Below are 13,652 nucleotides of genomic sequence, written 5' to 3'. Positions count from 1 at the left end.
CCATGCTCGCCCGCATCGTAACCTTCGCCGTCGAGAAGCGATGGCTCGTCCTGCTGCTGACGATCGCCGCGGCACTCGCCGGGGTGTTCGCAATCCAACGGCTGCCGATCGACGCCGTGCCCGACATCACCAACAACCAGGTGCAGATCAACGTCGTCGCGCCTGCGCTCTCGCCCGACCAGATCGAGAAGCAGGTCGCCTTCACCGTGGAGACCGCGCTCGCCGGCATCCCTGGCCTCGAATACACGCGTTCACTCAGCCGGAACGGCTTCGCTCAGATCACCGCCGTCTTCGACGAGAAGACCGACATATACTTCGCGAGGGCTCAGGTCGCTGAACGGCTTCGCACGGCGGAGGAAAGCCTGCCCGAGGACGTGAACCCGGAGATGGGGCCGATCGCCACCGGACTCGGCGACATCTTCATGTGGACGGTCGAATACCGCGAGCTTGACCAGGTCAACCACCGCAACGGTGAGCCCGGCCTGCAGAAGGACGGCAGCTACATCACCCCGGAGGGCGACCATCTCGTAGATGCCGCCGACAAGGCGACCTACCTTCGCACCGTTCAGGACTGGATCGTCACGCCGCAGCTGAAGAGCAGCGCAGGCCTCGCGGGCGTCGACAGCCTCGGCGGCTACACCAAGCAGTATCTGGTCGTCCCCGACATCCAGCGCATGGCGGCGATGAAGATCACGCTGCAGGATCTCGCCACCGCGTTGGAGCGCAACAACACGAGCGCCGGTGCTGGCGTCGTCAACCGCAACGGCGAAGGGCTTGCCGTTCGGGCGGATGGCCGCGTGCGCAACGCCGACGAACTGGCGCGGACGGTGGTGGCCACGCGCGAGAGCGTGCCGATCCTGCTCAGCCAGATCGCCACGGTCCGCACCGGACAGGCGCTGCGCATGGGCTCGGCATCCGAGAACGGCCACGAGGTCGTCGTCGGCACCGCGGTCATGCGGATCGGTGAGAACAGCCGCACCGTGTCCACAGGCGTCGGCGAACGGCTGAAGGAAATTGGCCGCGCGCTGCCGGTCGACGTAGTGGTCAAGCCGGTGCTCAACCGCACCGAGCTAGTCAACTCCACCATCGCCACCGTCGCCCGCAATCTCGCGGAAGGCGCTCTGCTCGTGATCATCGTGCTGTTCGCGCTGCTCGGCAACTTCCGCGCGGCGCTGATAGCGGCGCTCGTGATCCCGATCACGATGCTGCTGACCAGCGTAGGCATGTTGCGTGCCGGTGTCTCGGCCAACCTGATGAGCCTCGGCGCACTCGACTTCGGCCTGATCGTCGATGGTGCCGTAATCATCGTCGAGAACGCATTGCGGCGGCTCGGCGATGCCCAGCACGGCCGCACCGAACCGCTGCCGATCCGGCAACGCCTCGATATGGTCGCGGCATCGACGCGCGAGATGATCCGCCCGTCCGTCTACGGCCAGGCGATCATCATCCTAGTCTATGCGCCACTGCTCACCTTCACCGGTGTCGAGGGCAAGATGTTCGAGCCGATGGCGCTGACCGTCATCATCGCGCTGGTGTTCGCCTTCATCCTGTCGATGACGTTCGTGCCCGCCGCGATCGCCATTTGGCTGAGCCGATCCGTCGACGAGAAGGAGAGCCGGATCATCGGCTGGCTCCGTCGCCGCTACGAACCAGGTCTCGGAAAGGCGATGAGGCGGCCGAGCGTCACGCTAGGCGTCGCGGTCGGTGCACTGGCACTTGCCGGCATCGCGTTCACGACGCTGGGGCAGGAGTTCCTGCCGCAGCTCGACGAGGGCAACATCCTCGTCCAGGCCGTCCGCATTCCCGGGACCTCTGTCGACCAGAGCCAGGCGATGCAGTTCCAGGTCGAGAAGATGCTCGCCCGGCAGCCTGAGGTGCGCTTCGCCTTCTCGCGCACGGGGACGTCGGAAATCGCGTCCGACCCGATGCCGCCCAACGCTACCGACACCTTCGTCATCCTGAAGCCGCGTGCCGAGTGGCCCGACCCTGGCCTGAGCAAGGAGGAATTGGTGGAGCGGATGGAAAAGAGGCTCTCGACGCTGCCCGGCAACGCCTACGAGATCACTCAGCCGATCCAGATGCGCTTCAACGAGCTGATCGCGGGCGTCCGGGGCGACATCGCCGTGAAGGTGTTCGGTGACGACTTCGGCGGCATGAACGCCGCCGCCGGCCGCATTGCCGACATCCTGCGCAACACCCGCGGTGCCGTCGACGTACGGGTCGAGCAGACCGAAGGGCTGCCGATGCTCGACATCCGCCCGAACCGCATGGCGATGTCGCGGATCGGCGTCACCGCCGGTGACGTGCAGGACACGGTCGCGGCGGCTATCGGCGGTCGCCAGGCCGGTGTCATCTTCGAGGGCGATCGCCGCTTCCCCGTGGTCATCCGCCTGTCGGAGGCATCGCGGTCGGACCTGACCGAGGTGGCTCAGGTGCCGGTACCGACCTCCGCCGGCGGCTTCGTGCCGCTGTCCACCGTCGCCGACATCGCGGTCGTCGACGGACCGAACCAGATCAGCCGCGAGAACGGCAAGCGCCGCGTCGTCGTGCAGGCGAACGTCCGCGATCGCGACGTCGCCGGCGTGGTGGCGGACGCCCGTGCCGCGATCGACGCGAAGGTGAAGATGCCCCCGGGCACGTATGTCGAATGGGGCGGGCAGTTCGAGAACCTCGCCTCGGCACGCGACCGGCTGTTGCTTGTCGTTCCCGTCTGCTTCGCGGTCATCATGCTGCTGCTGTACGGGGCGCTTGGCTCAGTGCGCGATGCGGTGATCGTCTTCACCGGCGTTCCGCTGGCGCTGGTCGGTGGCGTGCTGGCGCTGACGCTGCGGGGAATGCCGTTCTCGGTCTCGGCGGCCGTCGGCTTCATCGCGCTCTCCGGCATAGCCGTCCTCAACGGCCTCGTCATGGTGTCGTCCATCCACGACCTGATGGCGCGCGGCATGGACCGGGTGCAAGCCGCCCATGATGGGGCACTCGCCCGTCTGCGACCGGTCGCCATGACCGCGCTAGTCGCCAGCCTCGGCTTCGTGCCGATGGCGCTCGGCCACGGTGCGGGCGCGGAGGTGCAGAAGCCGCTGGCAACGGTCGTCATCGGCGGGTTGATTTCGGCGACGCTGCTGACCCTGTTCGTCCTGCCGACGCTCTACGCCCGCTTCGGTGGGTGGCGGCGCGCCGACACGATACCCGCAACCACATACGAGGAGGCGCATCATGGCGCATGACCACGGCCAAGCCGGACACTCGCACGATCACACGGCAGGAGCCAACGCCAAGATGCTCGGCTGGGCACTCGCCCTGACCTCCACCTATCTCGTGGCGGAGGTGATCGGCGGCATCGTCTTCAACAGCCTCGCCCTTCTTTCCGACGCCGCCCACATGATGACCGACGTCGCGGCGCTGGTGATCGCGTTGCTGGCGATCAGACTGGGACGCAAGGCGCCGGACGAGAAGCGGACGTTCGGCTACCGACGCTTCGAGATCCTCGCTGCCGCCTTCAACGCGGTGCTGCTGTTCGGCATCGCGATCTACGTATTCGTGGAGGCGATCCGGCGGTTCACCGAACCACAGGAGATCCAGTCCTGGGGCATGATGATCGTCGCGGCGATCGGTCTGGTCGTGAACCTCATATCAATGCGGCTGCTGACCGCCGGCAAAGATGCGAGCTTCAACGTGAAGGGCGCGTATCTCGAAGTCTGGGCCGATATGATCGGCTCGATCGGAGTCATCGCAGGCGCCGCGGCGATCCACTTCACAGGCTGGGCCTGGATCGATCCCCTGGTTGCGGTGGCGATCGGCCTCTGGGTGCTGCCGCGCACCTGGATCCTACTTCGCGATACCACCAACGTGCTGCTCGAGGGCGTTCCATCCAGTCTGCGGCTGACCGAGGTTCGCTCCGCCATCGCGGCGGTGCCGGGAGTGGCCGGGCTCCACGACCTACACATCTGGTCGATGTCGAACGACGACGTCAGCTGCACGGTACACGTGACGCTGGGACAGGGCTGCGATCCGGATCCCGTTCGCCTCGGCGTGACGGCCATGCTGGACCAGCGCTTCGACATCTCGCACGTCACTGTGCAGACCGAGGCGCCGGGCGAACCCTGCGGAGACGGGCATGAGGTCCATGTCTGAAGACGCGCCGCCGGGACGAAGGCCGCCCCGACGTTGGTCGGACGAGGATGACGACGATCTACGCCGGCGCATCGCCGCCCGTCAGGAGATCAGTGACATCGCGCGGGGGCTGAATCGTACGGTAGACGGCATCCGCGGCCGAGCGGCGTCGCTTCGTCTGAGACTGCCGGGACGGAACAGGCCTTGGCGTATTAACGGCGGTACCGTCCCGGACGCTCAGGGCTGAGCGGCGGAGGCACCAGCCTCCGCCGGCAGCATCACTTGGATGGCATCTTCATGCCCGACATGTCGTGGCCGGCATTGTCGCCACCCTTCATGTCCTTGCAGCAGTCGCCCTTGCCGTCCTTGCAGCAGTCCGCGCCGTCTTTGCAGCACGTCTTGTCGGCGCAGCAGTCGGCTGCCGCGAACGCGGTTGCAGGGACGAGTGCGAGCGCGATGGCCGCACCGATGAACTTGATCGTCTTCATATAGGCATTCCTTGAATTACGTGATCGTCGATGTCGTCAATCGATCACGCGGTTCGCGGAGGAGGCGGAGACGGAGCGCCGGACAAACCTTCCAGCTGAGCATACGACGCCGGCACGGGTCGGGCTGATCGAGACATCGGTTCGGCGACGATGGATTGGCGATCCACCTCGATTGCCAGGCACGCGCCAGCACAAGCGCCGATGGTCGCCTTCCCTTCGGTTCGACGGACCGGCACCGGTCGGTCGCAGTCGGACATGGTAACGTGTCCGGAGGCCGGCGTCGCTGCCATGGCCATCGACTCGCACAGCGGGCCCATGCGTACCAAAATCATCATGGCGAGCATGAGGAGCGCCGATGCGCGGATGATGCGACGCAGCGTCATGCCCCTCTAATAGTACGGTTTCCTGAACGCGACCAGTACGATCAGTCCGCTCGGACAAGCGGCACTTCGTCGATGCGCGTCGTCCATGCCGGGGATCGGTTCTCCGCCCGCATCTTCCAGTCGCGCCTGAACCCCTGCGCCGCCGGCACGGCGGTGAACTTGCCGAACTTCCCGTTCACCTCGTCGAGCGCCGTCATCAGCCGATCGCGTCGGTCCGTATCGCCTTCGAACAAGGTCCGCGGTCGTAGCTCTGCAGCGATCAGGTCGTCGAGCATGATGCCCGCCTTGGTGTAGGCGTAGCCGTCACGCCAAGCCGCCTCGACGCCTCGCCGGGCGGCCGCCAGCAGCTCGAGCGAGTCCGCCGTCATAGGGTGGAGCGCCATACGCCTGGCACCCTGATACTGACCGGCCCCGGTCTTGAAACGATTGGTATGGAAGAAGACGGTCAACTGACCGGCGACCAGACCATGCTGACGCAGCTTCTCTCCTGCCCGCATGGCATACTGGGCGACGGCGCCCATCAGCGTCTCGATGTCGTGCACGGGCGTCCCGAAGCTCCGCGTCACCGCCATGCCCTTGCGCTGCGGCTCGATCATCTCGACAGCGCTGGCCGGAACGCCCTGCAGTTCGGCGACGAGGCGTTCCAGCACGACGGTGCCGAGGCTACGAGCCTGCTTCATCTGCATGTCCCGGATCTGGCCGGCGGTAGTGACCCCGAGCTCGGCGAGCTTCGTCGCCGTCGCACGGCCGACGCCCCAGACGTCAGCAGCCGGAAAACGATCGAGAACCCACGACCGCAGCACGGGATCGCGCAGATCGGCGACGCCGTCGAACAGGGGGTTCTTCTTCGCTGCTGCGTTCGCGAGCTTGGCCAGCGTCTTGGTTGGCGCAATGCCCACGCACGTCGGGATCGTAGTCCAGCGCTGTACCTGGTCGCGCATGGCGTTCGCATGCTCGACGAGATTGCGGCCGGCGAACGGTTCGAGATCAAGGAATGTCTCGTCGATCGAGTAGATTTCAACCTCGCTGGCGAAATCCTCGACGGCCGCCACGACCCGGCGCTGCATGTCGCCATACAACGTGTAGTTCGACGACCGTACGACCACGCCGTGCTTCGTCAGACGGTCGCGGATGAGGTGGATGGGGTCCCCCATCTTCACGCCCAAGGCCTTCGCTTCGCTGGATCGCGCGATCGCGCAGCCGTCGTTGTTGCTCGCGACGACGACCGGTACGCCCGTCAGACTGGCGTCGAAGGCACGCTCGCAACTGACGTAATAGTTGTTGCAGTCGATGAGCGCGATCGTGCTCACCTGCGGTATCGCCTGGCCAACGCCACGACGACGCCCCAGATCTCGACCGTCTCGTCGACGATGATCCGATCGTAGCCCTCCGCCTCTGGAACCAGCCATAGACGACCGGCCGTTCGCCGGAGCCGCTTCATCGTCCGGCTGCCGTCGACAAGCGCTACCACGATGTCGCCGGGCCGCGCCTCAACTGCACGGCTGACTACGACGAGGTCACCATCGGATATGCCAGCATCCACCATGGAATGGCCTGCTACACGCATCACATAGCTCGCCGCAGGATGATCGATTAGCCATGCTGCGAGATCAATCGGCTCATCCATGTCGTCCTGCGCAGGCGACGGAAAACCAGCGGGCGTCGTCTCGACGAGCATCCGCGCCTCGGTGGGCACCAGTTCGAACGGCACTTCGTAGAGCGTCAGCATCATCGTTCTCGCCAAGGTCATGCCACGTTGTAGGACGAAGAGAACAGTTAGGGAACAGATCATGATGCGGCTTGTCATGGCTGGGTCGCTCGCTACCCTCATCGCGATCGTCAGGACCAAACCTGAGGCACGCCGGGAGATTTGAATTTGAAGCTCTTTCGGGATGCCCGCACACTGAAGGGAAAATCTATCAGCTCGCTGAAGACCGCGATGACGGCCTTCAACAGCTACGACGACGAAGGGCGCGTTACGATGGTGCTGATGCACCTTCAGCATGCATGTGAGATGCTGCTAAAGGCGGTACTCGTTCAGCGGAAGGTGAAGGTATTCGACCGCGAAAGCGGCATGTCGATCAGCTTTGACCGATGCGTCAGGCTCTGTTCGTCCGACCACGGACTCCTCTCGAATGAGGCCGGCATCATGCGGACGGTCGACAGTTTGCGGAACGCCGCACAGCACTGGTTCCTATTCCATTCGGAGGATCTGCTGTACCTCCACACCCGTGCGCTGATCACCGCCTTCGATGCCTACCTGAAGCGAGCCTTCGAGACGGATCTCTACTCCCATATTCCGCCGCGCGTCCTTCCCGTCTCGACCAAGCCGCCTGGGGATTTCGACTTCCTGATCGATCGGGAATACCAGCTCATCGGCGAACTGTTGGAGCCCGGCCGGCGGAAACGCGACGAAGGACGGGGTCGTATTCGCTCAATGCTGGCAATGGAAGCGATGGTCGCTGATCATGTGGAAGTGTCGGAACGTGACATCGACCGAATTGAAAAAGCGGTGCGAGCAAAGCAGGCGATCGCAGACGTTTTCCCGCGTTTAACGACGATTGGGACGAGCACGGAAGGTGAAGGCACGACCTTCGCGGTTAAATTCTCGAAGGAGGAAGGTGCGCCGGTGCGCTTCGTCGGCGGCGACGATCCTGCGGCCGCGGCCGCGATACGCGAGGTGGACTTGCAAAAGCGCTTCCATCTACGCCCAAAAAGCCTGGCCGACCGACTGGGTATCAGTACGACCAAGGCCAAGGCCATGCGGGATCTGCTTGGGATCGACGATGATCCCACGTGCCATCATGTTTTCGAGTTCGACGGCACCCGGGTGCCGAGCTATTCCGACAACGCGGTGCGTCGCATGCGAGAGGCTATCGACGTCGGGCGCATGAACGAGGCCTGGGCTGCGAGAATTGTTGCGAGACGCGGCGGTTGACGGTCATACTGCTGTCTGCGGCGATGTTACATGAGGCAGACGAATAACTTCGCCTCCATGCTGCCCCGCCGCGGACGGCGATTGGTCAGCTTCTTGATCAAGTGCACCTGAACCAGTTTTTCGCTGCCTTGCCGGACCAGATAATTGTCCTTCGGCGACTACTGGCTGATCCACCTTTCGCGTTATCATCCAGCGCGAGGAGATGGGCAAGATTCACTGGGACTTGAGAACACGTTCGAGCACTTCGGTTGCGCCGGCTTCAATTCGCTCGGCTTCGTGCCCGGCACCGACGTAAGGGACGGCATTCTCGACTTCGGCTTCGGTGATGACGCACGTAGCCGCTGACAAGTTTTTCCAGACCATAGCGGGTGTTATGTTTTCGCTTGCGGAGCAGACCCGATGGATCAGGACGTCACTCAGGGTCTAGATCAAAATCTTGACGTCCTATAAGTACTTAGGGGCCAATCCTCCTAGAATTTGCACGACGGGCCTTCCGCGGCGCTCGCTGCTCCGCAGGCAGCAACGTGATCGGCATCGCGATTAGGTGATCCGTCACGACGGGTATTTGATCGACAGCCTCCTTCAAACGGATGAGCCGAGCCTGTTTCGAGTATCGACCGGCAGTCTCCCCCGGGATGGCGTGCCCGACAAGATCCGCCCGATCCTCGAGGAACACATGCTGGTCCTTGAGTTCCGTCGTGACCATGTGTCGAAACGAATGTAGCGCCTGCCCCTTCTCGACGAAGGGCAGCCGAGCGGCGATCTTCTCCCACCAGTTCTTGTAGAAGACGTCGCCATAGCCCTGCTTGCCGCTTTCGGTACGCAGCTCGGGAAATAACTGCATCTCACCGGCAGCGCGCAGGGCCTGTACGTAATCAGGTAGACCTAGCCGGACCAGTTCGCCGGCCATCGGCACGTCACGCTTTGACGCCCTCGTCTTGATCCGGCCCCCGCCGCCCTCGTGCACCTTGAAATGCCATATGCCATGCTCGATCAGCACGTCGGCCAGCCCCAGCTGGCATATCTCCTCGCGGCGGAGACCGGTGTACCATGCGATGAGAACGACCCAGTATCCTGCGTCATGCCAGATCTGAGAGCCCTCGCTCAGACGTCTGGAAAGCGACAGCGACCCCGTCCAGATGGGAAGGAGAAACATCTCGCGGCCTTCGTCCTCAGTGTAGGCTTCGCGTTGCTGCCGAGCGTCCCGGTCATCTTCGTAGATCACGTCCTTCCACAGGATTTCCGCCATTGGAGGCACATGTCTCTGAAACCACGCGACCAGATCCTTCAGGAAGAGGAAGTGGCGGTTTGTCGTGCTGACTCCGAGCCCGACGCGTTCGGGGAGCAGCTTCCCCTCCTCGACCTCGCGCGCGGCCTCCAGACAGATTTCCTCCAGCGACAACGGATCATGCCGGGACGATTTGTGGTGGCTTTTTGGGAGACGCGAGAAGTGCGCGTTGAGCCGAAGGACGTCTTCCTGGGTCAGTCGCCATAGAGGTCTGGCGCCGTAGCTCTTTTCCAGAAGGCGCACCGACGTGACGAACTGCGAGCGCGTCTTGTCTGTCCACCGTGCCTTGCGCTGGGCATCACCGAGGATCTTCGGCTGGTCGACGACATACCGCTCCGCGGCCTGTACCGGCGTCATCGATGCCCAAGGCTCCTTCGCCACGGGCTCGGCCGCGACCATCGCCAGCGGCGGCGCCGCCTGACGCGGAACCAGATCGACATTCGCCCATAGCGCCATGGGGTCGCGCATCCGTCGACGAAATTCCATCGCGGCGGCGAGGCCACCCTCGAACATGACCTTGCGTGCGATCGCAACCGCGTCGTCGGCTGGGAGAGCACCCACACGGTCGACTTCCTTCGCAGCCTTCGCGCTCATGTGCTCGCGGTAGTTCGGCTTCATCTCGAACATTCCAAGGATGCTTTCCCGCTGGTCTTCCGTGAGGTCGGCGAAGCGTTCCTCGACATGCGCACGCGAGCCGGCCTTGGGCGGCAGCCCGTGGATGGCGAATTCACGAAGCATCGTTTCATAGATGCCGACCAGACCTTCGATCAGATAGGTCGCATCGTCGGGATCGGTGCGTTGATACTCGACATGGTTTCGGTCGAGCTGGTCCCGCATCTCGGACATGGCCTTGCGGAAGATGTCGGCCTTCTGATCGATCGTCAGCGTTGCCGTTCGTCCACCGTCGTTCAGCGTCATTCTCAGCGTCTCGCTCTTCGTCGTCATGGCGCACGCCATACGGCGGGCCACCGACTGGTCGGTCGTTCGAAGGCTGATTCGTAACGTTAGAGACTTACCATCCTGAAAACGCAGCGTCCTGCGCCAGTAGTAGACCGCGCCGCGACGCTCGACGTTCTGGATGGCCGGCATGGCATACTCCACAGGGAGTCGTCACACCCACCGGCCCAATCCGGCAGATTTGAGAATTTATCTTGAGCCATCAAGGCCTTGGCGATGATGGCTGGGGCGGCAGGGTTCGAACCTGCGCATGGCGGCATCAAAAGCCGCTGCCTTACCACTTGGCGACGCCCCAACAGAGGCGGCCTTATAGCGGGGCAGCGGCGTGTGAAAAGCCCTTGCGGACGTCAATCCGCGAGATGGTGCAGCCAGTTGTTCTCGTCGGGCGCAGTGCCGCGCTGGATCGAGACGAGCGCGTCGCGCATCCGCATCGTCAGTGCGCCCGGAGCACCGTCGCCGATCGTGAAGCGGCCCTCGGGGCTCGCGACCGTGCCGATCGGCGTTACGACCGCCGCAGTACCGCAGGCGAATGCTTCGACCAAGCGACCGCTCGCCGCGTCTGCGCGCCACTGGTCGATCGTGTAGCCTTCCTCGCGGACCGTAATGCCGTTCGCGCGGGCGAGCGTCAGGATCGAGTCGCGGGTGATGCCGGGCAGGATCGTGCCGGTGAGGGCAGGGGTCGCCATGCTGCCGTCGTCGAACACGAAGAAGATGTTCATGCCGCCGAGTTCCTCGACCCAGCGCCGCTCGGCGGCATCGAGGAAGACCACCTGGTCGCAACCGTTGCGGATCGCCTCGGACTGCGCGAGCAGGCTGGCGGCGTAGTTGCCGCCGCACTTGGCAGCACCAGTGCCGCCCTGAGCAGCGCGCGTGTATTGCTGGCTCACCCAGATCGACACGGTGGGGGCGCCGCCCTTGAAATAGGCGCCGACCGACGAGGCGAGCACCATGTAGAGATACTCGGCCGACGGCTTCACGCCGAGGAACACTTCGCTCGCGAACATGAACGGCCGCAGGTACAGCGCGCCGCCGTCGCTCTCCGGGATCCAGTTCGCGTCGGTCTTCACGAGGCGCTCGACCGATTCGAGGAACAGCTCGGTCGGCAGTTCGGGCATCGCGAGGCGCCGTGCCGAATCCTGGAAACGGCGCGCATTCGCCTCGGGGCGGAACAGCGCGGTGCCCCCATCGGCGAGTCGATACGCCTTCATCCCCTCGAAGATCTCCTGCGCGTAATGCAGCACCGACGACGCCGGATCGATCGTCAGCGGCGCGCGTGCGGTGATCCGCGCGTCATGCCAGCCCTCGGTCTCGCTGTAGCGGATCATCGCCATGTGATCGGTGAAGACCCGCCCGAATCCGGGATCGATCAGCCGCTTCGCCCGCTCGTTCGCCTCGACCGGAGTCGCGTTCGGCTCATGGCGGAAGGCGGAAGACGGCGTAAAAGCTGGAACGGACATCGAAAATCTCTCTCGTTGCGGGTTGCCGACGACTACGGGCGATGTCTAAACCGGTCAACATGTCTGCCACAGCTTCGTCCGCCTCACCCCTGTTCCTTCGCGAACCCGAACTCCGCCGCGGCATGGAGCTGCTGTACTTCGGCTATAGCCACCTGACCCGGTCGATCGACCAGGGTCTTGCCGAGGAGGGGCTAGGGCGGGCACACCACCGCGCACTGTATTTCATCGCGCGAAAGCCCGACATGACGGTGAGCGAGCTGTTGTCGCTGCTGGCGATCACCAAGCAATCGCTGGGGCGGGTGCTGAACGAACTCGCCGACCGAAAGCTGGTCGAGACGCGGCCGGGCGAGCGTGACCGACGGCAGCGGTTGCTCCGGCTTACGGTCGAGGGCTCGAAGATGGAGCGCGAATTGTTCGAGGCCGCGCGGATCCGGATGGCCGAGGCGTATGCGAGTGCCGGGCAAAGCGCGGTATCGGGGTTCTGGGCGGTGCTCGAAGGACTGGTGCCGGAGGCGGACCGTTCGCAGGTGTTCGGCCTGCGCGGCTAGTCGGCTCACGCGGGACGATTTGGCGTTGACGTCGGCGCAAGGACTGTGGCACTCGGCCGGTCATCGAGAGCCGGTGCAAGACCCGGACCGACAGGCGTAGATCGCCGTTCGCGGGTGTAGCTCAATGGTAGAGCTTTTGCTTCCCAAGCAAGTGACGAGGGTTCGATTCCCTTCACCCGCTCCACGTTTTCGCTGAAATTATGAACGTCGCCGTTCCGCGGCCGCCGATGGCCACCGTTCTACATCGGCTCCGCAAGTTGCGTACGGTTCCTGCCGCCGGACTTCGCTGCGTAGAGCATCGTGTCGGCACGTTCGAGCCAAGCGGTAAGCGTGCTGAAGGATGCGGACAGTTCAGCCACGCCGAAGCTCGCGGTTACGTGGATCGTACCGCCGCCATGGAGCGTCATCGGATGTTCGGCGATGGTATTCCGAAGTCGCTCCGCGACGACGAGAGCTGCCGCGCCGCTGGTTTCCGGCATCAGAAGGGCAAATTCCTCGCCGCCGAGACGACCGAACAGGTCGCAAGGGCGTAACGTGGTTTCGGCAAGGCTGGCGATCTGCTTCAGGACCTGATCGCCGATCGAGTGGCCGTAAGTATCGTTCACCCGCTTGAAATGGTCGACGTCGATCATGATCAGCGAACTTGCCCGCCCGTAGCGAAGCGTACGCTCCATTTCCCGTTGCGCCTGATCCACGAAGCCACGTCGGGTCAGCGCGCCAGTCAGATGATCGACCTGTGCGATCAGCCGCAGTTCGAGTTCGTCGCAAACGATGTTGGCGAAATTACTGAGGATGGCGATGTCCGCAGGGCTGAACCGTCTCGGCCGGGTATCCATCGCGCACAGCGCCCCGACATTATATCCTTCGGGCGTGCGCAGGGGGATGCCCGCGTAGCTGCGCACATAGGGCGGGCCCACGACTAGCGGACTATCGGCGAACCTCGGGTCGGCCAGCGCGTTTTCGATGATCAACGGGTCGCGCTGCTGGATGGTATGCGTGCAGAAAGATACCGCGCGGGGCGTTTCGCTCTGCTCCATGCCGCGCCGCGCCTTGAACCATTGCCGATCACGATCGACGAGCGTGACGGTCGCTACGGGTACCGCGAGCACGGTGCGGACGAGCGTGACGATCTTTTCGAACGGCTCTTCGACCGCGGTGTCGAGCACGTCGAGGCGACGCAAGGCTGCAACCCGGCCATCGTCGTCGTCGAGCAGCAGGGCGTTATCCATGATCCGGCGCCTTCATCATCGCGCGGATTGCTACGGTGAGATCGTCGGCATAGCTGTCGACCAGAGTGCGGATGCTCGCATCGACGACGTCCTCGCCGAGTCCCACCGCCCGCAGGCTGACGATCAGTTCGGCAAGATGCGTCTGGTGACGCTGTACGCTGGCCAACAACTCCGCGGGGATCTCAAGCGGTTCTGCCATGCTGGGAGTAGGCTGAAGTTGATCGATGCGCACTTTCGGCCCCTCATGGTGGTCC

Annotated in this window: 13 protein-coding genes and 2 tRNA genes; 6 read left to right on the top strand and 9 right to left on the bottom strand. The window is 64.0% G+C overall.

From position 1 onward, the window contains the following. The first annotated feature begins 2 nt into the window (after positions 1–2). On the top strand, positions 3–3,224 hold the full coding sequence (locus C8J39_RS01605) for an efflux RND transporter permease subunit (protein ID WP_120299044.1): 3,222 nt from the start codon (positions 3–5) through the stop codon (positions 3,222–3,224). Continuing rightward, entirely contained in the window at positions 3,214–4,131 is a 918-nt protein-coding gene (locus C8J39_RS01600; RefSeq protein WP_056475057.1) for a cation diffusion facilitator family transporter, read from the top strand. Before C8J39_RS01605 ends, C8J39_RS01600 begins: the two co-directional genes overlap by 11 nt. Positions 4,132–4,388: 257 nt before the next feature. Here the strand turns inward: C8J39_RS01600 and C8J39_RS01595 are convergent, their stop codons facing one another. Genes C8J39_RS01595 through C8J39_RS01580 form a run of 4 tightly spaced genes read right to left on the bottom strand, consistent with a single transcriptional unit; the run spans position 4,389 to position 6,731 of the window. After that, complete coding sequence (locus C8J39_RS01595) at positions 4,389–4,598, bottom strand: hypothetical protein (RefSeq protein ID WP_056475053.1); 210 nt, start codon at positions 4,596–4,598, stop codon at positions 4,389–4,391. A 44-nt stretch (positions 4,599–4,642) separates the two neighbouring features. After that, a complete protein-coding gene (locus tag C8J39_RS18425) occupies positions 4,643–4,981 on the bottom strand; it encodes a hypothetical protein (protein WP_132833278.1) in 339 nt (112 codons plus the stop codon). 41 nt (positions 4,982–5,022) lie between these two features. Then, positions 5,023–6,291, bottom strand: coding sequence for a Y-family DNA polymerase (locus C8J39_RS01585; RefSeq protein ID WP_243649682.1), 1,269 nt, complete (start codon positions 6,289–6,291; stop codon positions 5,023–5,025). Continuing rightward, positions 6,288–6,731, bottom strand: a complete 444-nt coding sequence (locus C8J39_RS01580) for a LexA family transcriptional regulator (RefSeq protein WP_243649681.1) — start codon at positions 6,729–6,731, stop codon at positions 6,288–6,290. The genes C8J39_RS01585 and C8J39_RS01580 overlap by 4 nt, the downstream gene beginning before the upstream one ends. 126 nt (positions 6,732–6,857) lie before the next feature. Between C8J39_RS01580 and C8J39_RS01575 the strand changes: the two genes are divergently transcribed. Further along, positions 6,858–7,919, top strand: a complete 1,062-nt coding sequence (locus tag C8J39_RS01575) for a DUF3644 domain-containing protein (protein ID WP_120299661.1) — start codon at positions 6,858–6,860, stop codon at positions 7,917–7,919. 144 nt (positions 7,920–8,063) lie between these two features. Continuing rightward, positions 8,064–8,264: a hypothetical protein gene (locus C8J39_RS01570; protein ID WP_120299041.1), complete on the top strand. Its 201-nt coding sequence runs from the start codon at positions 8,064–8,066 to the stop codon at positions 8,262–8,264. Positions 8,265–8,373: 109 nt separating this feature from the next. Here the strand turns inward: C8J39_RS01570 and C8J39_RS01565 are convergent, their stop codons facing one another. The 3 genes from C8J39_RS01565 to C8J39_RS01555 all read right to left on the bottom strand — a co-directional run bounded on the left by C8J39_RS01565 (position 8,374) and on the right by C8J39_RS01555 (position 11,621). Next, on the bottom strand, positions 8,374–10,296 hold the full coding sequence (locus C8J39_RS01565; RefSeq protein WP_132833276.1) for a site-specific integrase: 1,923 nt from the start codon (positions 10,294–10,296) through the stop codon (positions 8,374–8,376). Between the two features lie 88 nt (positions 10,297–10,384). Continuing rightward, positions 10,385–10,459: transfer RNA gene (locus tag C8J39_RS01560), tRNA-Gln, on the bottom strand. Between the two features lie 52 nt (positions 10,460–10,511). Next, positions 10,512–11,621 carry a branched-chain amino acid aminotransferase gene (locus tag C8J39_RS01555; protein ID WP_056062788.1) on the bottom strand — a complete coding sequence of 370 codons (1,110 nt, stop codon included), beginning with the start codon at positions 11,619–11,621 and terminating at the stop codon, positions 10,512–10,514. A 59-nt stretch (positions 11,622–11,680) separates the two neighbouring features. On the opposite strand from C8J39_RS01555, the gene C8J39_RS01550 reads away from it, so the two are divergent. Both C8J39_RS01550 and C8J39_RS01545 read left to right on the top strand, forming a co-directional pair. Then, complete coding sequence (locus tag C8J39_RS01550; RefSeq protein WP_120299039.1) at positions 11,681–12,169, top strand: helix-turn-helix domain-containing protein; 489 nt, start codon at positions 11,681–11,683, stop codon at positions 12,167–12,169. 110 nt (positions 12,170–12,279) lie between these two features. Further along, positions 12,280–12,353: transfer RNA gene (locus tag C8J39_RS01545), tRNA-Gly, on the top strand. 55 nt (positions 12,354–12,408) lie between these two features. Here the strand turns inward: C8J39_RS01545 and C8J39_RS01540 are convergent. Both C8J39_RS01540 and C8J39_RS01535 read right to left on the bottom strand, forming a co-directional pair. After that, a complete protein-coding gene (locus C8J39_RS01540) occupies positions 12,409–13,398 on the bottom strand; it encodes a diguanylate cyclase (RefSeq protein ID WP_120299038.1) in 990 nt (329 codons plus the stop codon). Next, positions 13,391–13,597, bottom strand: a complete 207-nt coding sequence (locus C8J39_RS01535; protein ID WP_120299037.1) for a hypothetical protein — start codon at positions 13,595–13,597, stop codon at positions 13,391–13,393. The genes C8J39_RS01540 and C8J39_RS01535 overlap by 8 nt, the downstream gene beginning before the upstream one ends. Positions 13,598–13,652 lie beyond the last annotated feature (55 nt).

The organism is Sphingomonas sp. PP-CC-1A-547 (assembly GCF_003610375.1).
Classification (GTDB): Bacteria; Pseudomonadota; Alphaproteobacteria; order Sphingomonadales; family Sphingomonadaceae; genus Sphingomonas.
Note: the sequence above shows the minus strand (reverse complement) of the source record. Positions and strands in the feature narration are given on the sequence as shown.